Annotated in this window: 21 protein-coding genes; 8 read left to right on the top strand and 13 right to left on the bottom strand. The window is 62.3% G+C overall.

Going from position 1 to position 24,343, the window contains the following annotated elements; genetic code table 11:
* Window positions 1-48: 48 nt before the first annotated feature.
* The 6 genes from KUG85_RS17785 to KUG85_RS17760 form a co-directional block, all read right to left on the bottom strand.
* On the bottom strand, window positions 49-1,266 hold the full coding sequence (locus tag KUG85_RS17785) for an amino acid ABC transporter substrate-binding protein (protein WP_255606467.1): 1,218 nt from the start codon (window positions 1,264-1,266) through the stop codon (window positions 49-51).
* A 47-nt stretch (window positions 1,267-1,313) separates the two neighbouring features.
* Window positions 1,314-2,057, bottom strand: a complete 744-nt coding sequence (locus KUG85_RS17780; RefSeq protein ID WP_223006273.1) for an ABC transporter ATP-binding protein — start codon at window positions 2,055-2,057, stop codon at window positions 1,314-1,316.
* Window positions 2,058-2,059: 2 nt separating this feature from the next.
* The gene (locus tag KUG85_RS17775; RefSeq protein WP_223006272.1) at window positions 2,060-2,767 is read right to left on the bottom strand and encodes an ABC transporter ATP-binding protein; all 708 of its coding nucleotides are present in this window, start codon (window positions 2,765-2,767) and stop codon (window positions 2,060-2,062) included.
* A gap of 4 nt (window positions 2,768-2,771) precedes the next feature.
* Window positions 2,772-3,653 (bottom strand): branched-chain amino acid ABC transporter permease, encoded by an 882-nt coding sequence (locus KUG85_RS17770; protein WP_007008912.1) that lies wholly within the window; start codon window positions 3,651-3,653, stop codon window positions 2,772-2,774.
* Between the two features lie 22 nt (window positions 3,654-3,675).
* Window positions 3,676-4,638: a branched-chain amino acid ABC transporter permease gene (locus KUG85_RS17765; protein WP_223006271.1), complete on the bottom strand. Its 963-nt coding sequence runs from the start codon at window positions 4,636-4,638 to the stop codon at window positions 3,676-3,678.
* A 245-nt stretch (window positions 4,639-4,883) separates the two neighbouring features.
* On the bottom strand, window positions 4,884-6,269 hold the full coding sequence (locus KUG85_RS17760) for an aspartate aminotransferase family protein (RefSeq protein ID WP_223006371.1): 1,386 nt from the start codon (window positions 6,267-6,269) through the stop codon (window positions 4,884-4,886).
* A 240-nt stretch (window positions 6,270-6,509) separates the two neighbouring features.
* Here KUG85_RS17760 and KUG85_RS17755 point away from each other — a divergent pair, with 240 nt between their 5' ends.
* The 7 genes from KUG85_RS17755 to KUG85_RS17725 all read left to right on the top strand — a co-directional run bounded on the left by KUG85_RS17755 (window position 6,510) and on the right by KUG85_RS17725 (window position 15,027).
* The gene (locus KUG85_RS17755) at window positions 6,510-7,121 is read left to right on the top strand and encodes a cupin domain-containing protein (protein ID WP_407673699.1); all 612 of its coding nucleotides are present in this window, start codon (window positions 6,510-6,512) and stop codon (window positions 7,119-7,121) included.
* Window positions 7,122-7,226: 105 nt separating this feature from the next.
* Complete coding sequence (locus tag KUG85_RS17750) at window positions 7,227-8,837, top strand: ABC transporter substrate-binding protein (RefSeq protein WP_223006270.1); 1,611 nt, start codon at window positions 7,227-7,229, stop codon at window positions 8,835-8,837.
* A gap of 23 nt (window positions 8,838-8,860) precedes the next feature.
* A complete protein-coding gene (locus tag KUG85_RS17745; protein WP_223006269.1) occupies window positions 8,861-9,850 on the top strand; it encodes an ABC transporter permease in 990 nt (329 codons plus the stop codon).
* A complete protein-coding gene (locus KUG85_RS17740; protein ID WP_223006268.1) occupies window positions 9,847-10,680 on the top strand; it encodes an ABC transporter permease in 834 nt (277 codons plus the stop codon). The genes KUG85_RS17745 and KUG85_RS17740 overlap by 4 nt, the downstream gene beginning before the upstream one ends.
* The gene (locus tag KUG85_RS17735; protein WP_223006267.1) at window positions 10,677-11,474 is read left to right on the top strand and encodes an ATP-binding cassette domain-containing protein; all 798 of its coding nucleotides are present in this window, start codon (window positions 10,677-10,679) and stop codon (window positions 11,472-11,474) included. Before KUG85_RS17740 ends, KUG85_RS17735 begins: the two co-directional genes overlap by 4 nt.
* Window positions 11,467-12,252, top strand: coding sequence for an ABC transporter ATP-binding protein (locus tag KUG85_RS17730; RefSeq protein WP_223006266.1), 786 nt, complete (start codon window positions 11,467-11,469; stop codon window positions 12,250-12,252). Before KUG85_RS17735 ends, KUG85_RS17730 begins: the two co-directional genes overlap by 8 nt.
* Window positions 12,253-12,351: 99 nt before the next feature.
* Window positions 12,352-15,027, top strand: a complete 2,676-nt coding sequence (locus KUG85_RS17725; protein WP_223006265.1) for a bifunctional acetate--CoA ligase family protein/GNAT family N-acetyltransferase — start codon at window positions 12,352-12,354, stop codon at window positions 15,025-15,027.
* 460 nt (window positions 15,028-15,487) lie between these two features.
* Here KUG85_RS17725 and KUG85_RS17720 read toward each other — a convergent pair whose 3' ends face one another.
* The 7 genes from KUG85_RS17720 to KUG85_RS17690 form a co-directional block, all read right to left on the bottom strand.
* Window positions 15,488-16,633 (bottom strand): iron-containing alcohol dehydrogenase, encoded by a 1,146-nt coding sequence (locus KUG85_RS17720; RefSeq protein ID WP_223006264.1) that lies wholly within the window; start codon window positions 16,631-16,633, stop codon window positions 15,488-15,490.
* Window positions 16,630-18,018 carry an aldehyde dehydrogenase family protein gene (locus KUG85_RS17715; protein WP_223006263.1) on the bottom strand — a complete coding sequence of 463 codons (1,389 nt, stop codon included), beginning with the start codon at window positions 18,016-18,018 and terminating at the stop codon, window positions 16,630-16,632. The genes KUG85_RS17720 and KUG85_RS17715 overlap by 4 nt, the downstream gene beginning before the upstream one ends.
* 1 nt (window position 18,019) lies before the next feature.
* Window positions 18,020-19,387 carry a glutamine synthetase family protein gene (locus KUG85_RS17710; RefSeq protein WP_223006262.1) on the bottom strand — a complete coding sequence of 456 codons (1,368 nt, stop codon included), beginning with the start codon at window positions 19,385-19,387 and terminating at the stop codon, window positions 18,020-18,022.
* A 71-nt stretch (window positions 19,388-19,458) separates the two neighbouring features.
* Complete coding sequence (locus tag KUG85_RS17705; protein ID WP_223006261.1) at window positions 19,459-20,511, bottom strand: TRAP transporter substrate-binding protein; 1,053 nt, start codon at window positions 20,509-20,511, stop codon at window positions 19,459-19,461.
* A gap of 91 nt (window positions 20,512-20,602) precedes the next feature.
* Window positions 20,603-21,925, bottom strand: coding sequence for a TRAP transporter large permease (locus KUG85_RS17700; protein ID WP_065815863.1), 1,323 nt, complete (start codon window positions 21,923-21,925; stop codon window positions 20,603-20,605).
* Window positions 21,922-22,431: a TRAP transporter small permease subunit gene (locus tag KUG85_RS17695; protein ID WP_223006260.1), complete on the bottom strand. Its 510-nt coding sequence runs from the start codon at window positions 22,429-22,431 to the stop codon at window positions 21,922-21,924. The genes KUG85_RS17700 and KUG85_RS17695 overlap by 4 nt, the downstream gene beginning before the upstream one ends.
* A gap of 65 nt (window positions 22,432-22,496) precedes the next feature.
* Window positions 22,497-23,297 carry an N-formylglutamate amidohydrolase gene (locus KUG85_RS17690; RefSeq protein ID WP_223006259.1) on the bottom strand — a complete coding sequence of 267 codons (801 nt, stop codon included), beginning with the start codon at window positions 23,295-23,297 and terminating at the stop codon, window positions 22,497-22,499.
* 152 nt (window positions 23,298-23,449) lie between these two features.
* Between KUG85_RS17690 and KUG85_RS17685 the strand changes: the two genes are divergently transcribed.
* Window positions 23,450-24,301, top strand: coding sequence for a MurR/RpiR family transcriptional regulator (locus KUG85_RS17685; protein ID WP_223006258.1), 852 nt, complete (start codon window positions 23,450-23,452; stop codon window positions 24,299-24,301).
* The last annotated feature ends 42 nt before the right edge of the window (window positions 24,302-24,343 follow it).

Here is a 24,343-nt window from a genome sequence, read left to right as displayed (position 1 = left end):
ATGCGCCCGGCCCCGAGGGAGACGTTTCGGAAGCCGGGCGCAAGGTCGCTAGTCTCGTTGATCCCAACCGGGGATCGGGTACACAGGCTCGGCAACGGCGACTTCTTCAGGCCACACGGTCACGAGCCCCTTGCCCGGCTGCAACTGCACGACCGGGAAAGGCATTTTCAGCTGCTTGCCGGTTTCGTCGATCGCGTAGGGACCGGCGAGAACCGTCAGGTTGTCGCTGAGTTCCATTGCCGCCTTCTTCATGTCGGCGGCATCAAGGCTTTCTGCGTTCTCGATGATTTCGCCGGCGATGACGGCGGCGCCATAGGCGAGAACGGTCTGGAAGTCCGGCTCGTAGGAGACGGCCGGGAAGAGCTTTTCATAAGCTGCCAGGAAGCCTTCACGGTCGAGGCCGGCATTGACCTCCCAGTTGATGGTCGGGTGGAAGTTGGTGTGGCTGTAGATGTACTGCGCATCGTCGCCGATCTCGATGAACTGCGGCGTCGAGGCGTAGACCATGAACGAGAACGGGAAGTTCACGTTCATCTGGTGCATCTGCCGCACCATGGAGATCAGGTCGCCCTCATAGCTGGTGGGGAAGAACACGTCGGCGCCAGCCGCGCGTGCCTTCTGCAGGAGCAGGCTGAAATCCTTCGTGCCCTTCGGATAGTCTTCCTTCAGGACCACTTCCATGCCGAGCTTTTCGGCGATGGCTTCGGCACCGTCGGCAAGGCCGGCCGGGAAGGGCTCGTCCACATTGACGATGGCGACCTTCTTGTTGCCGAGCGCTGCAGCGGCTTCGAGGCCGGCCGACGGCATGCGCGACACCGGCATCTGGGTTGCCGAGACGATGTTCTTGAAGCCCTGGTCGTAAAGCGCGTCGGAAGCCGCGGACCAGATGACCATGAACTTGCCGAGACGCTCGGTCACCGTGGCGGCGGCTGCCGTCAGGGTGGAGCCGAACGGAGCCATCAGCACGTCGACATTCTCATTGGCGATCAGGTCTTCATAGACGCGCGCCACCATCTGTTTGTCGGAGCGGTCATCGCGCTTGACGAGCTCGACGAGGCGCTTCTCGCCATTCACTTCCAGGCCGCCATTGGCGTTGACTTCATCGACCCAGATTTCCACGCCGCGCACACCCGACTGCGAGGCAAGCGCGAAGTTGCCGGACGACGAAACCGTCATGCCGATCCGGATCTTTTCCTGCGCCTGGCCGGCGACCGGCAGCGCAAAGCAGGCAAGCAGCGTGCCTGCCATGAAGCTTCGTTTGGTCATATTCCACATGGGCATTCCCCTTTTGTTGATCTTGGATAAACGACGCCTCACACGTCGATCTTGTAGTTCATCCACTCGGCGACCATCTCCTTGAGCTGGCCATCGGTGGCGAAGTCCTCCTTGGTGCCTTCCGCCTTGTTGCGGCCAAGCTCCAGAATGTAGAGGCGGTCCGAAATCGTGGCGCACTGGCGCACGTTCTGGTCCACCAGAATGATGGTGGCGCCCTGATCTGCGAGATCGCGGGTGAGCGCGTAGATGTCCTTGGAAATCTTCGGCGCGATCATGGCCGTGGGCTCATCAAGCAGGATCACCTTCGGCTCGGTGACGAGCGCGCGGGCGATTTCCAGAAAGCGCTGCTGGCCGCCGCTCATGGAGCCGGCGAGCGTCGAGCGCTTCTCCTTGAGGATCGGGAACCGCTCGAAAATGCCGTCGATGGCGCGTTCGATACGGGCCTTGTCCTTGCGGAAGGGCCAGCAGCCCAGAAGCAAATTGTCGTAGACCGACAGGCCGGCAAAGGCGCTACGGTTCTGCGGCACGAAGGACACGCCTTCGAGTGCGCGCTGGAACGCCTTGAGATTGGTGATGTCGCGGCCGCCCATGGTGATGGTGCCGGTCTTGGTGGAGAGAAGGCCGAAGATGGTTTTCAAGACAGTCGACTTGCCCGCGCCGTTCGGCCCGATAATGCCGGTCACCTCGCCGGGCTTTGCCCGCAGCGCCACTTCCTTGAGAACCGTGATGTCTCCGTTATAGGCGACGGAGATGTTCTCCATGCTCAGTTCAACGCCATGCATGGTCAGGCTCCCAGATAGGCTTCGATGACGTCCGGATTCTTCTGGATCGCTTCGGCGTCGCCCTCTGCGAGGACACGGCCTTCATGCATGACCAGAATGTTGTCGGACAGTTCGTAGACGGAGGTGAGGTCGTGGCTGACGAGAAGCACCGAGCAGCCCAGCTCCTTCGGCATGTCGCGGATGATGTTGATGAGCAGCAGCGCGAGGCTCGGATTGACGCCGGCGAACGGCTCGTCGAGCAGCACCAGCTTCGGATTGGCCACCATGATGCGGGCGAGTTCCAGAAGCTTCTGCTGGCCGCCCGAAAGCTCCTCCGCATAATTGTGGCGCAGCCGGTAGAGCTCCACCTTTTTGAGCCAGTAGGCGCTGACCTTCGCGATCTCGGCGTTGCTCATCCCCTTGTTGAGGAGCGCGACCGAGAGATTTTCCAGGAGCGACATCTGCGGGAAGATGCGCGGCACCTGGAAGGTGCGTCCCACGCCTTCGGAGAACACCGCATGCGGGGCCTTGCCGATGAGGCTGACGCCGTCGAGCGTGATTTCACCGGCGGTCGCGTCATAAAGACCGTTGATGCAGTTCAGCATCGTCGTCTTGCCGGAGCCGTTCATACCCAGAACGCCGAGGATCGACCGGTCGGGGAGGGTGAGGCTGATGCCGTCGAGCGCTGTGACGCCACCGAATTTCTTTACGAGGTTTTCGACTTTCAGCATGACGTCACCGCGAGTTCTGCACGCCGAACAGGCCGGCGGGGCGAATGAGAATGACGGCGATCAGGAGCACGAAGCCGAGTAGCATCGCCACGGTTCCGCTGAAGAACACCATGGCGGTCTGCTCGGCGAGGCCGAACAGGATGCCGCCGGCGACTGCGCCGATCGGATGGCCGAGGCCGCCCAGAACGATCACGATGAAGCCGATCAGGGTGTAGTCCTGGCCGATGAAGGGGGAGAAGGAGGGGAAGATCATCGACACGAGGATGCCGGTGATGCCCGCCAGGCCAAGCCCCAGACCGAAGGTCAGGGCCGAAAGGTGGTTCAGGTCCACGCCGACGATCTGGATCGCGTCACGGTTCATGATGATGGCGCGCAGCGCCTTGCCCGGCAGCGTGCGGTAGAGGAAGAACGCCAGCGCACCGGTGACCACGACCGCAACCGCAAGACCAAGCAGCTTGGTTGTCGGCAGGATGATGTTGCCGAACATCAGGAAGGGCGGGTCGAGCGTGAAGTTGAGCGAGCGTGCATCCGCCTCGAAGGCGAGCAGCATGAGTGCGCCCAGCACGAGAGACAGGCCGAACATGACCAGAAGCGAGGCGTGCTCGGGATCGTTGGAGCGCGCAAGACGCTTCACCAGCACGAAATAGAGGCCGTAACCCATCATGCCGAAGACGACAAAGATCAGCGGCATTGCGAGCAGCGGGGACAGGCCGAGCCAGGCCTGGGCGAAATAGGCGCCATAGGCACCCAGCACGATGAATTCGCCATGGGCGAAGTTGACGACGCGCAGGACGCCGAAGATTACGTTGAGGCTGACGCCGATCAGCGCATAGATCAGCCCGACGACGATGCCGTTGACGAGGCCTTGAAGCAGAAGTTCGTTCATCTTTGTTTCAATCCTGTACGTCTTACGGAATGAAGCGCCGGAAGCGCGAGAAGCGCTGGGCGAAGGCCCCGACGATGCCACGCGGCAGGAGCAGCATCAGTGCGATGATGACCACGCCGAGAATGAGCAGGTTGAGGGTCGGGAAATGCCGCCAGATCAGCTGGTCGATGCCGTAGAGCGTGGACGCGCCGATGATCGGGCCGACCAGGAAGCCGAGGCCGCCGGCCATGGCGTAGACGATGCTCTTTGCCGTCACCAGCAGGTTGAAGGAGGAATCGAGGTCGATGGCATTCGTGTACCAGGCCTCGACGCCGCCCACGAGGGCAGGGAACATGGTGGCCATGATCCAGGCCTTGAGGCGGGTTCCCACCACGTTGACGCCGACCACTTCTGCGGCCTCGCTGTCATCGCGGATGGCGCGCAGCGCCGTGCCGAGGCGCGACATGGTGAGCCAGGTGCCGGCTGCCAGAGCGCCCATCAGCACCACGAACATGGCGTAGTAGGCGGCCACGGGATCGTTTGCCGCCGAAAGGATCAAGCCAAGGCTGCCGCCGGTGATGTCGCTCGGCATGAGCGAGATCACGAGCTTCATGGCCATGGCGAGCGCGAGGCTGACAATGCCGAAATAAACGCCCTTGAGCCGCAGCGTGGGCGCGACCAGAAGACCAATGGTGACGCCGGCGAGCGCCGCACCGGCAAGCGCCACGGGAATGGGCAGGCCGAAGGTCTTGTAGAGAACGCCTGTGGCGTAAGCGCCGATGCCGTAGAACGCCACATAACCAAAAGGCATATATCCGGCCAGACCAGCGACGAAGTTGAACGACGTCGCCATGGTGATCCACAGCATCATGTAGAAGAGGAAGGAGAGATTGCTGGCAAACAATGGAGCCGGCAAAAAGACGGCGACGATGGCCGCGACCACAATGCCCCATATCAAGAATTTGATATGGCTTGATTTTTCAGTATTTTCCTGGGGCGCGGACATCGGCACACCTGTACCCTCCCGCGTCTCCTGAATTTGATCTGTCACTGTTGGACCTCAATAGGGAACGCTTTCCGCGACCCTATAGCGCAGGAGGTGCGCTGTCCTATCGCAAATACAGACTCTGTTATAACGACATGGCATAACCGTGTTTCGGCGCAAAAAGCATCGCGTCCAGAAGCTGGACGCGATGCTTTTCATGGTGGTTCGGTTATCGGCCGGGGCTGGATGCCCCGGGAAAGCCGTGCCTATGCCGGCAATGCCTCTCTGGGCAGTTCGGCGAGCGCCTTGTCGAGGCCGGTTTTGAAACGCGCGAGCAGGTCGTCGACCTCGCCCTCGGTGATGATGAGCGGCGGGCAGAAGGCGACGGCATCGGCCATGGCGCGGCTGATGAGGCCGGCTTCCTGAAGATGCGCGTTGACCAGTGCGCCAAGCGCGCCGGGCGTCTCGAGCGCCGTCTTGTTTGCCTTGTCGGTGACGAGCTCGACGGCGGCGATGAGGCCGACGCCGCGCACTTCGCCAACCAGCGGATGATCGGCCAGCGCGGCAAGTCCGTTGCGCAGGCGTTCGCCCATGCGTGCGGCATTGCCCACCAGATCGCGCTCCTCGATGATCTTGAGGTTTTCAAGCGCAACGGCTGCGACAACCGGATGGCCGCTGGCCGTGTAGCCATGGCCGAGCGTGCCGATGCGGCCGCTTTCTTCCATGATCGGCTCGAACACCCGGTCGTTGATCATCAGGGCCGAGGCCGGCAGGTAGGACGACGAAAGCTGCTTGGACATGACCATGATGTCCGGCTTGATGTCGTAGGTGGTGGAGCCGAACATGGTGCCCGTGCGGCCGAAGCCACAGATCACTTCGTCGGCGACCAGCAGGATGTCGTACTTGTTCAGAACGGCCTGCACCTTTTCCCAGTAGGTGGCCGGCGGAACGACCACGCCGCCGGCGCCCTGCACCGGCTCGCCGAAGAAGGCGGCAATCGTTTCCGGACCTTCAGCCAGGATCGTGTCTTCCAGTTCCTTTGCAAGGCGGGTTGCGAATTCTTCCTCGCTCTCGCCCGGCATTGCCTCGCGCCAGTGATGCGGCGCGGTCATGCGCAGCACGTTCGGCACGATCAGGTCGAAGGATTTGTGGTTTGCCGGCAGGCTGGTGAGGCATGCGCCGGCGATGGTCACGCCGTGATAGGCGCGGTTGCGGACGATGATCTTCTTCTTTTCCGGCTTTCCAAGCGCGTTGGAGCGGTACCAGATCAGCTTCAGCGCCGTGTCGATGGCTTCCGAGCCGGAATTGGTGAAGAACGCCTTGCTCATCGGCACCGGGGCCATGCCGATCAGCTTTTCGGAAAGCTCGATCACCGGCCCGTGCGATTTGTGCGTGAAGGTGTGGTAATAGGGCAGCTTTTCCATCTGCTCGGTCGCGGCCTTCACAAGGCGCTTCTCGTTGAAGCCGAGCGCGACGCTCCACAGGCCGGCCATAGCCTCGATATACTGCTTGCCATTGTTGTCGTAGACATGGACACCTTCACCCCGATCGATGATCAGCGGGCCGGCTTCAAGATGTTTTTTCGCATTCGTGTAGGGATGCAGGTGATAGGCGATATCGCGCGCTTCGGGTGAATTGGGCTTGTCGGTCATCGGCTTGTCCTGCGTGTGAATGCGGTTATCGTTGTTGGACGATCCGGTTTCCGGATCTCTTCCCATGTCCTCTAGCGGTAGCACTCATTTTTCGACGAGGCAATTATGCGTTCAATATTTTGAGCGTCATTTAAAAGTCCGGGCTCCAAATTCCAGGAATTTCCGATGTTTTTGCGTTGTATATTGATTTCAAGGGCAATATCTTGAGCGATATATCGCGCTGCGCAAAACATGAGCACGTTGGCGCAAGACGAAACGAGCGAAGGACATATGGACGATTTCGACATCGGATCGCGCCTCAGGGCCATGCGCACCGCAGGCAATCTTTCGCAGCGACAGCTTGCCGAACAGGCCGGTGTTCCTCATGCACAGATTTCCAACATTGAGAAGAACAAGATCAGCCCCTCCATCTCAACCCTGCGCAAGGTGCTTGGAGGGATGGGCGTCAGCATGGCGGATTTCTTCGAGCCAGAGCGGGAGGACAATCCCGGTCCGTTTTTTGGCAGGGACGAGCTGATTGACCTGACGTCGCGTGTGGCGATCAATGCCGGCGCGCCGGAGAGCGGGCTTCTGGTCCTGCGGCAGATCGGCGATGCGCGGCTGCACAATCTCCAGATCCTGCACGAGGTCTATGAGCCTGGGGCGGACACGGGCGAGACCATGCTCCAGCACGCCTCAAGCGAGGGCGGCTATGTGGTGGAGGGTGAGCTGGCGCTGACCGTGGGTGACGAAATGCGCATTCTGAAGGCCGGCGAAGCCTATCTGTTCGACAGCCGCCAGCCGCATCGTTTCCAGAATCTCTCCGACACGCGCACCATTGTCGTTTCCGCCTGCACGCCGCCTTATCTCTAAGGAAGACGTCTTCAACAGGCTGGACCAACGCAACACCGTTATGGCCCTGTTCCTCCCGGCGGCGGATCTTACACTTTCTTTGGCTTTAAGGCGCGAGGATTTCCAATGGCCGGTCTTTTGATCTCGAGACGCAATCTCCTTCTTGGCGCGGGCGCGCTGGCGGCGGTCGGCCTGCCGCTGCGCATGGCATGGCCCGAGGAAGCGCCGCGCGGCGGGCGGTTGGTGGTGGCGGCTGATTCCGAGCCGCGCACGCTGAACCCGGCAATCGTCGCGTCGAACGGTGTGTTTTTCATCGCCAGCAAGGTGATTGAGCCGCTGGCTGAAGCCATGATGGATGGCGAGGGCGGGCTTGCGCCACGCCTTGCCACAAGCTGGGAAGGCTCCGAAGACGGGCTTTCCATCACCTTCAGACTGCGCGAGGGCGTGACCTGGCACGATGGCGAGCCGTTCTCCTCAGCGGATGTGGCCTTCTCCGCGATGGAGGTCTGGAAGCCGCTGCAAAATCTCGGCCGCGTGGTGTTCGCCAATCTCGACACGGTCGAAACGCCCGATGCGCATACCGCCATTTTCCGCTTTTCCGCGCCCACGCCGATCCAGCTCATTCGCAATGCGCTGCCGGTGGTGACGAGCGTTTTGCCAAAGCATCTCTATGAGGGCACGGACATTGCCGCCAACCCGGCCAACAAGGCGCCGGTGGGAACGGGGCCGTTCAAATTCGCCGAGCACAGGCCCGGCGAATATTACCGCCTTACCCGCAATGACGCCTATTGGGGCGAGGGCCTGCCGAAGCTGGACGAGATCATCTTCCGCGTTCTGCCCGACCGGGCGGCGGCGGCTTCCGCGCTGGAGGCAGGCGAAATCCAGCTTGCAGCCTTCTCGCAGGTGCCGCTGGTGGATCTGGAACGCATCGCCAGCGTGCCGGGGCTGAAAGTGGTGACGGAAGGCTATGAGGCGCTCACCTATCAGCTTGTGGTGGAGATCAACCACCGCAACGAAATCCTCGCCAACCGGAAGGTGCGGCAGGCCCTGTCGCACGCCATCGACCGGGATTTCGTGGTCGATACGGTGTTTCTTGGCTATGCGCAGGCGGCCACCGGCCCGGTGCCGCAGAACGCGCCGCAATTCTACAATCCCGATGTGAAACCCTATTCCTTCGACATCGAGCGGGCGGACAGGCTGCTTGACGAGGCTGGCTATCTGCGTGGCGAGGATGGCAAGCGCTTTTCGCTGCGCCTCCTGCCCGCGCCCTTCTTCAGCGAAACACGCCAGTTCGGCGATTATCTGCGGCAGGCGCTCGGCAAGGTGGGCATCGACGTGACGCTGGTGAACAACGACACGCCGGCGCATCTGAAGGCGGTCTACACGGATCATGATTTCGACATTTCTGTTGGCTCGCCGGTGTTCCGCGGCGATCCGGCCATCTCGACCACGATCCTCGTGCAGTCGGGCATTCCTGATGGCGTGCCGTTTTCCAACCAGGGCGGCTATGCCAATGCCGAGCTCGACACGATCATCGATCAGGCGGCCGAGACCATCGATACGGAGGCGCGCACCGCGCTCTACAACGACTTCCAGCGCATCGTGGTGGAAGACCTGCCGTTGATCAATGTGGCCGAGTGGGGCTTTACCACGGTTGCCAGTGACACCGTTCTCAATGTGGGCAACAATCCGCGCTGGCCCGTTTCCAATTGGGCGGATACGGCGCTCGCTTCCTGAGAACGCAAGGAACACGCAATCGCATGCACCGGGCCCTGACTTTGACGCGGCGGCGTATCGTCAGCAGCATTCCGGTGCTGCTCATCGTCATTATTGGCACGTTTCTGCTTCTGGAAGCAGCGCCTGGCGATGCGGTGGACGCCTATCTGCTTTCGCTGGGCGGGGGCGATGCGGGCCTCGTTGCGGAGCTTCGCCAGAGCTATGGGCTCGACCAGTCGCTTGTGAAACGGCTGACGCTTTATGTGGGCGCGCTTCTGCGGTTCGATCTCGGCTGGTCGGTGGCCTTCGACCGGCCGGTTCTCGACCTGATCGCGGAGCGACTGCCCAACACGCTCTGGCTCATGGGGGCGGCGACGGCGCTTGCCTTCTCGCTTGGTTCGCTTCTGGGCATCGTGGCGGGCGCGCGGCCAGGCAGTCTGACCGACCGGGCGCTTTCCATCGGGTCGCTGGCGCTCTATGCGGTTCCGAGCTTCTGGCTTGGCCTTGTGCTGGTTCTGGTGTTCGCGGTCGATCTGCGCTGGTTTCCCACGGCAGGCATCGAAACCATCGCTTCCGGCAATACCGGGCTGGCGCGCGTGGCCGACATTGCCTGGCACCTGGTGCTGCCGGTCTCCGCGCTCGGTTTCATTTACCTGGCTCTTTTTCTGCGCATGATGCGAACGGGCATGGCGGAAGCCTGGCGGCAGGATTTCGTGCTTTCTGCGCGCGCCAAGGGGCTGGCGCGGCGGCGCATCGTGCTGCGCCACGTGGCGCGCAATGCGCTTCTGCCGCTGGTCACCATGCTTGGCCTGCAGGCGGCGGCCATGCTGGGCGGCAGTGTGGTGGTGGAAAGCGTGTTCGCCATTCCGGGGTTCGGGCGGCTCGCGCATGAAGCGGTTTCAGGCCGCGATGCGCCGCTTCTGACCGGCATCATTATCGTCAGCGCGGTGCTTGTGATCGTCGTCAATCTTCTGGTGGACATTGCCTATGCGGCTCTCGACCCGCGCGTGGGCAGCGGGGAGGCGTCGTCATGAACCGCGTTGCAGCGCGTCTCTTGCGATCGCCGGAAGGGGTGGCGGGGCTTTGTCTTCTGGTGCTGCTTGCCGCCATGGCGCTTGCTGCGCCGCTTCTCTTTCCGGGCGATCCGCTGGCGATTGTCGGGCGACCGATGACTGTACCCTTCACCGATCCGGCGCTTCCGCTTGGCACGGACCGGCTGGGGCGGGATGTGGCTGCGGGCCTGATGCACGGTGCGCGCACGTCGCTTCTGGTCGGGCTTGCCACGGCGCTGGTCGCACTTGCCGCCGGGGCGCTGGTTGGCACGGTTGCCGGGCTTGCCGGAGGGCTGGTGGACGAGGCGCTGATGCGTGTGGTCGACGCGTTTCAGATCGTGCCGGGCTTTCTTCTGGCGCTGGCTTTTGTCAGCGTCACCGGGGCGTCGCTTCCGGTGATCATTCTCGCCATTGCCCTTGGCGCGTGGACCGGGCCGGCGCGACTGGTGCGGGCGGAAGTCCTGTCGATCCGCGAGCGCGACTATGTGGCGGCGGCGCGGGTGATCGGCATGCACCCGGCCGAGATTGCGCTGCGTGAAGTTCTGCCCAATGCGCTGCCGCCGGTTCTGGCGCTGACGGCAGTGATTGTCGCCACGGCGGTTCTGGTGGAGGCGGCGCTGTCTTTTCTCGGGCTTGGCGATCCCAATGTGGTGACCTGGGGCTCGATGATCGCCGAGGGGCGCAATGTGCTGCGCACCGCGCCGCATCTTTCCATCGTGCCGGGGCTGGGGCTCGTGGCCACGGTGCTTGGCGTTTATCTGCTGGGCGAGGGGCTGGCCGACGCGATGGCGGGCCGTGAGGCGCGCGGATGAGCGCGCTGCTGGCCGAAATCCGGGGGCTCTCGGTTTCCTACGGGCGTGACGATGCGCGAAGCTTCGCGCTTCAGGACGTCGATCTCGACATTGCGAAAGGCCGCAGGCTGGCGGTGATCGGCGAAAGCGGATCGGGCAAGAGCACGCTGGCGCTGGCGCTCGCCGGCTTGCTCGCGCCGCAGGCGCGGATCGCGGGGGAAATCGGCTGGCCGGGCCTTGCGCATGTGCCAATGGCAGGGCGCGATATCGGCATGGTGTTTCAGGATCCCGGCGGCAGCCTCAACCCCGTTCTGACCATCGGCGAACAGGTGGCGGAAGGCGCGGTTCGTCATCTGGGGCTCGATTGGCGCGCGGCGCGGTCGCATGCGCTGGCCCTGCTTGAGCGGGTGCGCATTCCAGATCCCCAGGCAGCACTTGGGGCCTATCCGCATCAGTTTTCCGGCGGGCAGCGCCAGCGCATCGCCATCGCTGCCGCCATTGCGGCAAAGCCGGGGCTGCTGATCGCCGACGAGCCCACAAGCGCGCTCGACATGGTGGTGCAGGCCGAGATCGTGGCGCTGCTCGACGATCTGGTGCGCGAGGCGGGCATGACACTGGTGTTCATCACCCACGACATTGCGCTCGCCTCCGGATTGGCTGACGACATTGCCGTTTTTCAGCGGGCGCAGCTGGTGGAGAAAGGCGCGGCGCAGGCGGTTCTGACCAAGCCCGCGCATGCCTATACGAAGCAGCTTCTTGCCGCGCAGATCGACTTTTCAACACCGCGCCTGATCGACGGGGTGGCCGATGCCTGAGCCGCTTCTCGTTGCGCAGAACCTCTGCAAGACCTTCACCAGCCGGGGGCGCAGGGTGACCGCGCTTGACGATGTGAGCCTGACGCTCGCTTCCGGCGAGACGCTGGGGCTGGTGGGCGCGTCCGGCAGCGGCAAGTCGACGCTCGCGCGGGTGCTGCTCAGGCTTTTGCCAGCGGATGCGGGGGCGGTGCGGCTTCAGGGGGAAGACTGGCTTCAGCTTCGCGGGCGGGCGTTGCGAAGGCAGCGCCGGGCGATCCAGATGGTGTTTCAGGATCCGCTTGCGGCCTTCAATCCGCGCGCGACCATCGGCGGAGTGCTGGCGGATCCGCTGCGCATCCATGGCCTTGCGGATCGTGCCGCACAACCCACGCAGGTGGGTGCACTTCTGGAGAGGGTCGGCCTTCCCACAAGCTATGCCGCGCGCGGCGTTCACGAAGTGTCGGGCGGCGAGCGCCAGCGGGTCGCCATCGCGCGTGCCTTGGCTGCGCGCCCCTCGCTGATCGTGTTCGACGAGCCGGTTTCCGCGCTCGACCAGTCGATACGTGGAGAGATACTGAAACTCATCACTGATTTGCAGAAAAGTGAAGGCCTCTCCTACCTCTTCATCGCGCATGATCTCGCTGTCGTGCGTCTTGTTTCCCATCGGGTGGCGATCATGGAGAGCGGCCGTGTTGTCGAGACGGGTCCGACTTCGCAAATCATCGACAGCCCGCAATCGCCGGCGGGGAGGTCGCTCGTGGCCGCTGTACCACGTCTGGAGTTTCCTGGCGCTCAATAGGCTGAGGGCAACCGCATATCGCGGGTTGCGCAGTTGTTGCGCCATGCCGCTATAGTGATGCCGAAACGCACAATTCGCGCGAACCCGGAGTCATTGTTCATGACGATCCGCAATCTTGAATTCGCCGCCCGTCCACGCTCCGTTGCCGTCATCGGTGCTTCAAGCAGGCCTGGCGCTGTCGGCCATATCGTGATGCAGAATTTGCAGGATGGCGGGTTTGACGGCGAGATCTGGCCCGTCAATCCGAAATACAGGGAAGTGGCGGGCCGGCGCTGCTACAAGCGCGCTGCCGATATTCCAGGCATCCCGGACATTGCCGTCATCGTCACGCCTCCCAAAACGGTGCCGGGCATCATCTCCGAGCTTGGCGAGAAGGGAACACGCACCGCTGTCGTCATCACCGCCGGGCTGACACGGGAAAACGGGCTGCGTCAGGCCATGCTCGATGCGGCAAAGCCCTATCTCTTCCGCATCATCGGGCCGAACACGGTCGGGCTGATCGTCCCACCGATGAATTTCAACGCCAGTTTCGCGCATATGCAGGCGAGGCCCGGCGGGCTCGCTCTGCTTTCGCAATCCGGTGCGATTGCCACATCGCTTGTGGATTGGGCGGCGGCGGAAGGCGTTGGCTTCTCCCACATCGTTTCTTTGGGCGACATGGCCGACGTGGATGTGGGCGACTATCTGGAAATGCTTGCCGGCGACGGGCGCACGCGCGGCATTCTCATGTATCTCGAAACAATCCCCAATCCGCGCAAATTCATGACCGCCGCTCGGGCGGCGGCGCGGCTGAAACCGGTGATCGCCATCAAGGCTGGCCGCCATGCGCAGGCCGCACAGGCGGCCGCGACGCACACCGGCGCGCTTTCGGGCGCGGACCGGGTGGTGGAGGCGGCGCTGCGCCGTGCCGGCATTTTGCGGGTGCTCGATCTTGGCGAACTGTTCGATGCGGCGGAAGTGCTAGCCCGGTTCCGGCCTTTGCAGCGCGCCCATGTGGGCATTGTCAGCAATGGCGGCGGGGCCGGTGTTCTGGCGGTGGACCGGCTCAACGATCTCGGCGGCACCATGGCCGAGTTTTCGCCCGAAACCATTGCTCGTCTCGACCGGGCGCTGCCGCCCAACTGGTCGCATTCCAACCCCGCCGACATTATCGGCGATGCGCCGCCGGAGCGGTATAGCGAGGCGCTTCTCGCAGTGGCCGATGACACGGACACTGATGCCGTTCTCGTGTTCAACTGCCCGACCGGGCTTGCCTCGCCCTCCGATGCGGCCCGCGCCGTTGCCGCCCATGCCGACAAGGGGCGGGTGAACGGCAAGCCGCTCATCACCTGCTGGCTGGGAGAGGAGACCGCGCGCGAAGGGCGTCGCATCCTGCAGGAGGCGGGCATTGCAAACTTCAGCACCCCGTCGAGCGCCACTGCGGCGCTTTCCTATCTGGGTGAATGGTCACGTGCCCAGAAGGCGTTGACCCGTGTGCCTTCGAGCCGCAGCGAGGATGTGCAGGGAGACCGTGAAAGCCTGCGCGCCATCCTTGAAAAAGTGGCTGCTGAAGGCCGTCGCATGCTGACGGAACCCGAAGCCAAGGCGGCCATTGCTGCCTACGGGATTCCCGTGCCTGAAACCGTGATTGTCGAGACACCAGAAGCGGTGAGTGAGGCCACTGCACGCTTGCTCGAAAGTTCGGAAAAGGTTGTCGTCAAACTTCTTTCCAGAACCATCACGCACAAGTCCGATGTCGGCGGCGTGGTGCTTGGCCTCAAGACGCCGGAAGCGGCGCAGAAGGCCGCCGAGAACATCATGAAGCGGCTGGACGACGCGGGCATGGCCGACGGGCTTGAAGGCTTTGCCGTGCAGCCCATGGTGGTGCGCAAACACGCCCATGAGCTGATCCTCGGTGTCAGTCAGGATCCGATTTTCGGGCCGGTGGTGATGTTTGGTGCGGGCGGCACGGCGGTGGAGGTGATGGAGGATACGGCCATTGCGCTGCCGCCGCTCGATGACGTTCTGGCCGGCGACCTGATGGCGTCGACCCGCATCGGAAAACTGCTGGCGGGATACCGCGATCGCGCGCCCGCCGACAGGGATGCGATTGCAGGCGCCCTCAACGCTGTGTCGCAGATGATCGTCGATTTCCCCTGCATCAAGGGCATGGACATCAACCCGTTGCTGGCCGATGCCGACGGCGTGGTGGCGCTTGATGCACGCATAGAGATCGAGCCCACGGAAATCGACCGCAAGGGTCCGAACCCGGACCTTGCCATCCGCCCTTATCCGGATGGCTGGGAAAAGGATGTAAACCTCGAGGGGCACCGCTATCATCTGCGCCCGATCAAGCCGGCGGATGTGGCGCTGTTTCCAGATTTTTTGGCGCGCGTTTCGCCGGAGGATATACGGTTTCGCTTCCTCGCCCCGCGCAAACACTTTCCAGACGAAATGCTGGAACGGCTGACCCAGCTCGACTACGAGCGCGACATGGCGTTCATCGCGCTCAGGGAAGAGGATGGGGAAATGGCGGGCATTGGCCGTCTTTCCGCCGATCCCGACAAGGAGATCGCCGAGTATGGCCTGCTTGTGCGCACCGATCTTCAGGGGCACGGGCTTGGTTTTGCGCTGCTGAAGCAGCTCATCGACTATGGCCGGGAAGAGGGCATTGGCGCGATTGAGGGCATCGTTCTGAGCGACAACACCAAAATGCTCGCCATGTGCCGCGATTTCGGTTTCGTGGTGAAGGATAGCGGCGAGGCCGGCGTGACCACGGTGGTGCTGGAGCTCTAAGGGGGGCGGTGATGGTGCGTGCCCTTTCCCTCGCCCTTCGACAAGCTCAGGATGAGGGAAAGGCATGGAGAGGTAGGGTAGTAGGTAAGGTAAGGGTAAGTAGGAGAGGTTCCTGGCAGGCGCGGATGACGGCGGGCGGCCTCGCTCTCTTGTTTGGGAGCGTGTCAGGAAAACATCGCGCTTCAGCACTGATCTACTGATCTCTTGCGCAACTACAGCCCTCATCCTGAGCTTGTCGAAGGGCGAGGGCGGGACGGAGTGCGCTATCTTGTAACATCGGCGCAGGCCCCTCATCCGCCTGCCGGCACCTTCTCCCCGCAAGCGGGGAGAAGGAGGAAGTTTCGGTACTTGCGCCCTTCACTGCATCGGTGAAATTGTTCAGCCGTCATCGCCGCGCTGCTCTTCTCCCCGCAAGCGGGGAGAAGGTGCCGGCAGGCGGATGAGGGGCTTGCGCCACGCCTCAGATGCAGGCTTCGAACAGCGCCTTCGTGTTGGCTGCGGTCAGCTTGACCGGGTTGCCTCCACCACTCGGATCTACCAATGCCATCTCCACCATCTCGTCAATGCGATCTGATCCGACGCCCATGTCGCCGAGGCGGTCGGGAATTCCGAGTTCTTCGCGGAGCTGCATCACGAAATCGAAGAATCCGTCAAACCCGCCCGCAATGCCCAGATAGGCGGCTGCGGCAGCGATGCGTTCCTCGATCTCCGGTCGGTTGAGTTTCAGCACAGCCGGCATTACCACCGCATTGGTGGTTCCATGGTGTGTGTTGTAGATAGCGCCGACCGGGTGCGAGACCGCGTGGATGGCGCCGAGCCCCTTCTGAAAGGCGACCGCGCCCATGGCGGCAGCGCTCATCATCTGCGCGCGGGCCTCGAGGTCGCTTCCATCGCGGTAGGCACGGGGGAGATATTCCTTCACGAGCCGAAGCCCTTCAAGAGCGATGCCCTGGCTCATCGGGTGGTAGAAGGCCGAGGAATAGGCTTCCAGACAATGCGCAAAGGCGTCCATCCCCGTGCCCGCGGTGATCGCCTTGGGCATGCCGACGGTCAGTTCAGGATCGCAGATCACCACCGAGGGCAGAATCTTCGGGTGGAAGATGATCTTCTTCACATGGGTTTCTGAATTGGTGAGGACGCCGGCGCGGCCCACTTCCGAGCCGGTGCCGGCAGTTGTGGGGACGGCCACGTTCGGTGCGATTTTCGATGCATCCGCGCGGGTCCACCAGTCGCCAATGTCTTCGAAATCCCACACCGGTCTAGTCTGGCCCGCCATGAAGGCGATCAGCTTGCCGAGATCGAGGCCGGAGCCGCCGCCAAAGGCGACGACGCCATCATGACCGCCATCCCTGAAAACCTTCACGCCGGCTTCGAGGTTCTTGTCGTTGGGGTTGGGATCGACTTCCGAGAACATGGCGCGCCCAAGGCCCGCAGCCTCCAGAATGTCGAGCGCGTTCTTCGTGATGTCCATGCCGGCAAGGCCGCGGTCGGTTACCAGAAGCGGCTTTGAAATGCCGGCTGCCTTGCAGGCCTCGGCGAGTTCCCTGATGCGCCCTGCGCCAAACCGTACAGCGGTAGGATAGGACCAGTTTCCTTCGAGCTTCATGCCTGTTTCTTTCTCATGTGGTAGGATTTCGGGCGGGTCAGATTGTGGTAGCCGATTTCGGAAAGCGCGCCGCCGCGCCCGGTATTCTTGCAGCCGGTCCAGCAAAGGGCCGGGTCGAGATAGTCGGCACGGTTCAGGAACACGGTTCCTGTTTCGATGTCTGAGCCGATAGCCGCCGCGCGCTCGGGATCGGCGGTCCACAGCGAGGCGGTCAGGCCGAACTCGCAATCGTTCATGAGGTCGAGCGCTTCGGCGTCGTTCTTCACCGGCATGATGCCCACGACAGGGCCAAAACTTTCCTCGCGCATCACGCGCATCTGGTGGTTCACGTCGATCAGGATCTGCGGCATGAGATAGGTGCCGCCATCATCCTTGGGGAAGGCTTTCGGATCGACCAGCGCCTTTGCGCCCTGCGCCAGCGCATCTTCGGTCTGGCTGCGCACTTCGGCCGCAAACCGCTTGTTGGCCATCGGACCGATGGTGGTGTCCTCGTCCAGCGGATTGCCGAGTTTCAGCTTGCCCACCCAGTCCACGGACTTCTCGACAAAACTGTCGAAATGCTTCTCCGCGACATAGATGCGTTCGATGCCGCAGCAGCACTGGCCGGCATTGAACATCGCGCCGTCCATCAGAACATCGACCGCCCAGTCGATGTCGGCATCCTCCATCACATAGGCGGGATCCTTGCCGCCGAGTTCGAGCCCGAGCCCGGTGAAGGTGCCGGCAGCCGCCCGCTCGATGGCGCGCCCGCCGCCGACGGAGCCGGTGAAATTGATGAAGTCGAAGGAGCGCGCGCCGATCAGCTTTTCCGTGCCGGCATGGTCGAGGAACAGGTTGACGAACAGCTCTTCGGGAATGCCCGCTTCATGGAAGGCGCGCACGATGCGCTCACCCACGAGCAGCGTCTGCGTTGCGTGCTTGATGGCGACGGCATTGCCCGCGATGAGGGCGGGAACGATGGTGTTCATGGCCGTCATGTAGGGATAGTTCCACGGCGCGATGACGCCGACCAGCCCGTGGGGCACGCGTTCGATGCGGCGCGCGAAGCTTTCCGAGTCTTCCAGAACGATGGGTGCGAGGGCACGCTCGGCAATCTCCGCCATATAGGCGGAGCGCTCGTTCATGCCGCCGAACTCGCCGCCATAGCGCACCGGGCGGCCCATCATGTGGGCAAGCTCCGGCACCACTTCGTCTTTCATCTCGTTGAGGCGGGCAACGCCGGCATTCACCAGCTTGATGCGCTCATCGAGCGGACGTGCGGCCCAGGCCTTTTGAGCATGGCGGGCGGTGGCGAGAAGCCTGGCCGCTTTGTCGGGGTCCATCACGGGTCGCTCGGCAAAGACCGATCCGTCGATGGGGGAAATGCATTGCAGGGTTTTCGTCATGTCATGCTCTCTCAAAACCGCGCCTGACCTCCCAGTCGGTGACGCGGCGGTCATATTCGGATTGTTCCCAGCGGGCTGCATGGACATAGTGATCGACAACGTCGTCACCAAAGGCCGAGCGCAGCATTTTTGAACCGTCGAGCGCGGTGGCGGCATCGCGCAGGGTTTTGGGGATCTCGCGGATCCCTTCGCCCTCATACGCGTCGCCGACAAAGGCCGGCTCCAGCTCTCTCTTGTTTTCGATGCCATCAATGCCTGCCGCGATCAGGGCCGCGAAGGCAAGATAGGGGTTCAGGTCGGCGCCGCCGACCCGGCATTCCACACGCACCGCTTTCGTGTCCTCACCGCAGACGCGGTAGCCCGCCGTGCGGTTGTCGAATGACCAGATCGCCTTGGTGGGGGCGAAGGTGCCGGCCGCGAAACGCTTGTAGGAATTGATATAGGGCGCGAGGAAGTAGGTGATTTCGCCAGCATGGGCAAGAAGGCCCGCCATATAGTGTTTCATCATGTCCGACATGCCGTGCTCGCCCGATGGGTCGAAGAAGAGCGGCTTGCCGTCAAGTGTCCAGAGCGATTGATGGACGTGCGAGGAATTGCCGGCTGCCCTGTCGTCCCATTTGGCCATGAAGCTGATGGCGCGGCCGGCCTTCCAGGCGATTTCCTTGCAACCGTTTTTCACGATGGCGTGGCGGTCGGCCATGGTGAGCGCGTCGGTGTATCGGACGTTGATCTCCTCCTGACCGGCATCGGCCTCGCCCTTGGAGTTCTCCACCGGCACATCCGCGCCGTTGAGGCCGTTGCGGATCGCCCGCATCACATCTTCTTCCTTGGTTGTCTGGAAGATGTGGTAATCCTCATTGTAGGTGCTGATGCGCTCCAGTCCGCGATAGCCCTTGGCGGCGGCTTCCTCGAATGTGTCGCGGAACAGGAAGAACTCCAGCTCCGAGGCCATCATCGCCTTCATGCCCATGGCTTCCAGCCGCGCGACCTGCTTTTTCAGAATGGCGCGTGGCGAATGGGGCACGTCGTCATGCGTGTGGTGGTCGAGCACGTCGCACAGAACCAGCGCGGTACCTTCCAGCCAGGGAATGCGCCGCATGGTCGAGAGGTCCGGCTTCATCGTGTAGTCGCCATAGCCCGCCGACCAGCTCGTCGCGCGATAGCCCTCGACCGTGAACATCTCCATGTCGGTGGCGAGCAGGTAGTTGCAGCTGTGGGTTTCCTCGAATGCGCTTTCGAGGAAGAAATCCACATGGAAACGCTTGCCCATCAGGCGCCCCTGCATGTCGACCAGTGCCACGAGCACCGTGTCGATCTCGCCGGCCTCCGCTGCCGCCTTGAGGCTTTCCAAAGTCAGTTTGCCCGCCATTCAATTCGTCCTGTCGGTGGTTTCTGGGTTTGGCCCCGGAGAAAGGTCCGGGGCCATGCGCTTCTTCCGGATCAGCCGTAGCGATAGGGCGGACCGGCTTTCTGCATGAGGGAACGGTAGTTGCGCAGGATCTGAACCACGCGCTCCTTGCGGCCGCCTTCGGCAGCAATCTCATCCCAGAATTTTTCTGCCTCGGCTTCCACGGTCGCCCATTCGGCGTCGGGGATGGTGGTGAGTTCCATCTTGCCGCCATTGACGCGCAGGTCCGCTTCGCCGGCCCAGTACCAGTGCAGGCGGTAGTAGTGCGAGGAGTCCATCGTCAGCCGGAAGAGCTGTTTGAGATGATCCGGCACCTCGTTCCAGCGGTCGGAGTTGGCAAAGAAGGAGCCAACCCAGGCGCCACAGATATTGTTTGTTAGCAGATAGGGCGTCACGTCAGCCCAGCCCACCGTGTAGTCCTCGGTGATGCCCGACCAGGCGATGCCATCGAGCTCGCCCGTCTGCACCGCCACTTCCACGTCTTCCCAGGGCAGGGTGACGGGCACGACACCGAAACGGGAAAGGAACTTGCCGGCTGTCGGGAAGGTGAAGACACGCTTGCCCTTGAGATCTTCAAGGCTCTTGATGGGTTCCTTGGTGTTGAAGTGGCAGGGGTCCCATGAACCCGCCGAAAGCCATGTCACACCTTCGACCTCGCCATAGGCCTCTTCCCATATCTCGGCCAGGCCATGCTTGTAGAAGAGCGCCTGCACATCGAGCGAATAGCGCGTGGCAAAGGGGAAATAGCCGCCGAAGACCGACACATCGACCGGCGCTGCCATGGAATCGTCGTCCGACTGCACGGCGTCGATCGTGCCGTTCTGCATGGCGCGGAAAAGCTCACCCGTCGGTACGAGCTGGTCGGCATAGTAGAGCTCGATTTCCATCTCGCCATTGGCCGCCTTGTTGAAGGCGTCGATGGCCGGTTTGACGACATGTTCGGCAAGGGCGGCGCCGGCATAGGTCTGCAGCCGCCAGCGGATCGGGCTTTGCGCATGAACATAGGGCGTTGCAAGGGCCGTGGTTCCGGCTGCTGCCGCCGATGCCATGCCCGCTTTCTTGAGAAAGTCGCGTCTGTTTTGCATCTTCGTTCACTCCTCTGGTTGTTGTCCCGGTCGTTGTTGCCGGGCATTGCCGCAGGCTTGTTCTGGTCGTCACCTCCTTGGTTGTGCGGTTTCAGCGCGCATAGACATGCTCCGGGAGCCATAGCGCGATCTGCGGGAAAGCCATGACAATGATCAGCGCGAACACCATCACAGCCACGAAGGGCACAATGGAGCGGTATATGTCTCCGAGCTTGATCTCCGGCGGCGCCATGGCCCGCATCAGGAACAGATTGTAGCCGAAGGGCGGGGTCATGTAGGCGATCTGGCAGGTGATCGTGTAGAGCACGCCGTACCAGATGAGGTCGAAGCCAAGGAGCTTGACCAGCGGCACATAGAGCGGCGCGACGATGACCAGCATCGCCGTGTCGTCCAGGAACATGCCCATGATAAGATAGGAAAGCTGCATCAGGATCAGCACTTCCCAGGGGGAAAGTCCGAGCTGATCGAGGAAGAATCCCTCGATGGCCCTGACGGCACCCAGTCCGTCAAACACCGCGCCGAAGCACAGTGCTGCCAGGATGATCCACATGAACATGCACGAGACCGAAAGTGTCTTGCGCACCGTGTCGTGGATCACCTTCAATGTGAGCCGGCCGCGAATGGCGGCGGCGGCGGTTGCCGAGACGGCGCCGATGGCAGAGCTCTCGACAAGGCTGGTAACGCCCATGACGAAAAGCCCGGTCATCAGGAAGAAGATCATGAAGGGCAGAATGCCGGCCGACAGGAGCTTGAGCTTTTCCGACATCGGGATGCGGCGCTCTTCGGCAGGAAGCACAGGCCCGAGATTGGGCTGCAGCCAGCACCGCACCGCGATGTAGAGAATGAAAAGCCCGGCCATGAGCAGGCCGGGAAACACACCTGCAAGCCAGAGCTGGCCGACCGGTTGGCGCGCGATCATGGCGTAAAGCACCAGCACCACGCTGGGCGGCACGAGAATGCCGAGCGATGAGCCGGCCTGAATGACGCCGGTCACCATGATCTTGTCGTAGCCGCGTCTGAGCAGTTCCGGCAGCGCGATTGTCGCGCCGATGGCCATGCCGGCGACGGAGAGGCCGTTCATGGCGGAAATAACCACCATGAGCGCGATCGTGCCGATGGCAAGCCCGCCGCGCACCGGGCCGAACCAGACATGGAACATCTTGTAGAGATCGTCGGCAATGCCCGATTCCGACAGCATGTAACCCATGTAGATGAAGAGCGGCAGCGTCAGCAGCGCGTACCATTTCATCAGCTTCATGGCGGCGGAAAAGGCGATCTCGGAGCCACCCGTGCCCCAAAGCAGCAGCGCGAAGGCCACCGCAATGAAGCCGATGGCGCCAAACACGCGCTGGCCCGTCAGAAGCAGGCCCATCATGCCGCTGAACATGAGGATCGCTGTCAATTCGTAGCTCATGACAGCTCCTCCCCGCGCACCCGCGCAATGTCCCTGAAGAGCTGGGCAACGGCCTGAAGCAGCGTCAGTGCGATGCCGATGCACATGATGATCTTGATGGGTGCCATGTAGGGTGACCAGGCCGAATAGCTCGTCTCGCTATACTGGAGTGCATAGGAGGTGGAGGAAAAACCGCCATAGAGCAGAAGCGAGAGATAGAAGATCAGGAACAGAACGGTGATGGAATCGACAAGCGCCTTCGTGCGGGGCGACCAGCGTGCATAGATCAGGTCCATGCGCACGTGCGCGTCGTTCTGCAATGCCCAGCCGCCGCCGACCATATAGTAGGCAACCATGGCAAACTGCGCCATTTCCAGTGTCCACAGCGGTGGAATGGCCACGGTCTTCATGATCGACGAATAGAGCAATATGCCGATCATCAGGAAGATCATGTACATGACCGCCAGGCCGACATAATGGTTTGTTCGATCGATCAGACGCACATAGCGCCTTATGGCGTTCGGCATCGCTTCCCGTCTCCCATTTTGTTCCCCCTGTTTTCCCGCTCTGGTTCTGCGCCGGCCTTTTCTTGTCAGGCTTGTTGTGGTCCGGCTGCGCGTATGTCGATGTGAAAGCGCTGCAGCGCTGCTTCAAGCAGTCTTGCCGTGCGCCCGGCCCATTCGTCCTGCCCCGGTTCGGTGTCTATCAGGTCGCTGCAGTATTCGATCATGACGTTGAGCAGACCGTGCTGAACGGCATGAAGGCGCAGCGTGTGCGTGACGCCGTCATCGGGCCCATAGGGATAATTGCGCATCGCGTTGGTGATGCCCTCATTCTCGGCAAGCTGCAGCATGGCATCCGCCAGCCGTCGGTCGCGATCGTGCAGAAGGCCGATTGCGCGATGGCGGGCAATGCCGAAATAGACCCGCGTGAAAGAGTGAATCGTGACGATAACCGGCTGATTCAGCGGACCGGTGCGCGCTGCGACAAGGTCCGCGAGCGCCTGGCGAAAGGGTTCGTAGATTTCCGCGATACGCTGTTGCCGCGCTTCATCCGGCAGATTGCGATTGCCGGGAATTGCATGGACTTCGCTCATCTCCGGAATGGCATCCGGCGCCTCTGGCGGTCGATTGCAATCGTAGACAAGGCGCGAGAAACGCTGGTGGATGAGCGGAGCGTCGAGTAGGGCCGAGAGTTTTTGTGCCGTCGCCAGCGCGCCGATGTCCCAGGCGGCATGACTTGTCAGCGTGTCCGGCTTCGCACCGAGTGTCGAAAGCGAACGGGGAATGGTGCGCGATGCGTGTTCGCATACCAGAATGACGGGCGATTGCCCGTCGATGCGTTCGATCTGGAATGGCTCTCCATCGGATGGAACAAGCAGCGCGCTGGCCATCAAACCTCCCTGTGGATCTGCTTGCCCCTGTGATTTTCCGGGTGAAACGTCACTGTGCAGCAGGTTTGTAATAATGATTAGCATTGCCGCGATTTTGTCAATCGTGTAATTTTTATTACGGACCAAAATCCGGAGTGGTTGGAGAGACGCGTTTGGGCACGAAAGAGCAGGTTCACGGGGCACTCGGTCAGATGACCGATGCCGAGCGCAAGGTGGCACATACGTTTCTTGCCAATTATCCAAGCAGTGGCCTGTCGACCGTTGCCGAATTTGCCGGCCGTGCCGGCACCAGTGCCCCAACCGTTCTGCGTTTCGTGTCGCGGCTGGGCTTTTCCGGGTATCCGGAATTTCAGCGGGCGCTGCGCGCCGAAATCCAGGCAGAACTGCTTTCTCCGCTTGAGAAGGGGGATAGCTCGGCGGCGCGCAGCCTGGATGGTTCTGCGCTCGGCGCTTATTTTTCGCGCGCAACCGCCAACATTCAGGCGACGCTTGAGGCCATACCCGAAAGCGAGTTCGAGGCGGCCTGCGCGCTGCTCTCCGATCCGAAGGCCTCCTGCTACACGCTCGGAGGGCGTTTCAGCGATGCCATCGCGCGCTACATGGCGGCGCATCTGCGGATTGTGCGGCCCAATGTGCGCCGATTTCAGGACCAGACCTCCACATGGGACGATCAGTTGCTGGACGTGAAGGCGGGCGATGTGGTGGTGCTCTTCGATATTCGCCGCTACCAGCGCGACCTTGTCCATCTGAGCGAGCTTCTGTGCGAGCGCAAGGCACGTATCGTATTGATCACCGACAGCTGGCTGTCACCGATCTCACGCTACGCCAAGGTGGTTCTGCCTTGCGCCATCGATTCGGGACGCACCTGGGATTCCGGTGTGGTGCTGATGGCGCTGGTGGAGGCGATTGTTGATCGTGTAACGCACAGGGACTGGGATTCCGCGCGTGGCCGTATCCAGGCGCTGGAGCACATCCACTGGAACAAGCCGCCTGCCGCCGACTGACCGGTCTGGACCTTCTGGAGCCGCCAGGCGCCAGGGCGCCCG

The sequence above is a fragment of the Nitratireductor rhodophyticola genome (assembly GCF_019891355.1).
GTDB classification, from domain to species: Bacteria; Pseudomonadota; Alphaproteobacteria; order Rhizobiales; family Rhizobiaceae; genus Nitratireductor; species Nitratireductor rhodophyticola.
This window is presented reverse-complemented; position numbering and strand designations above follow the sequence as displayed.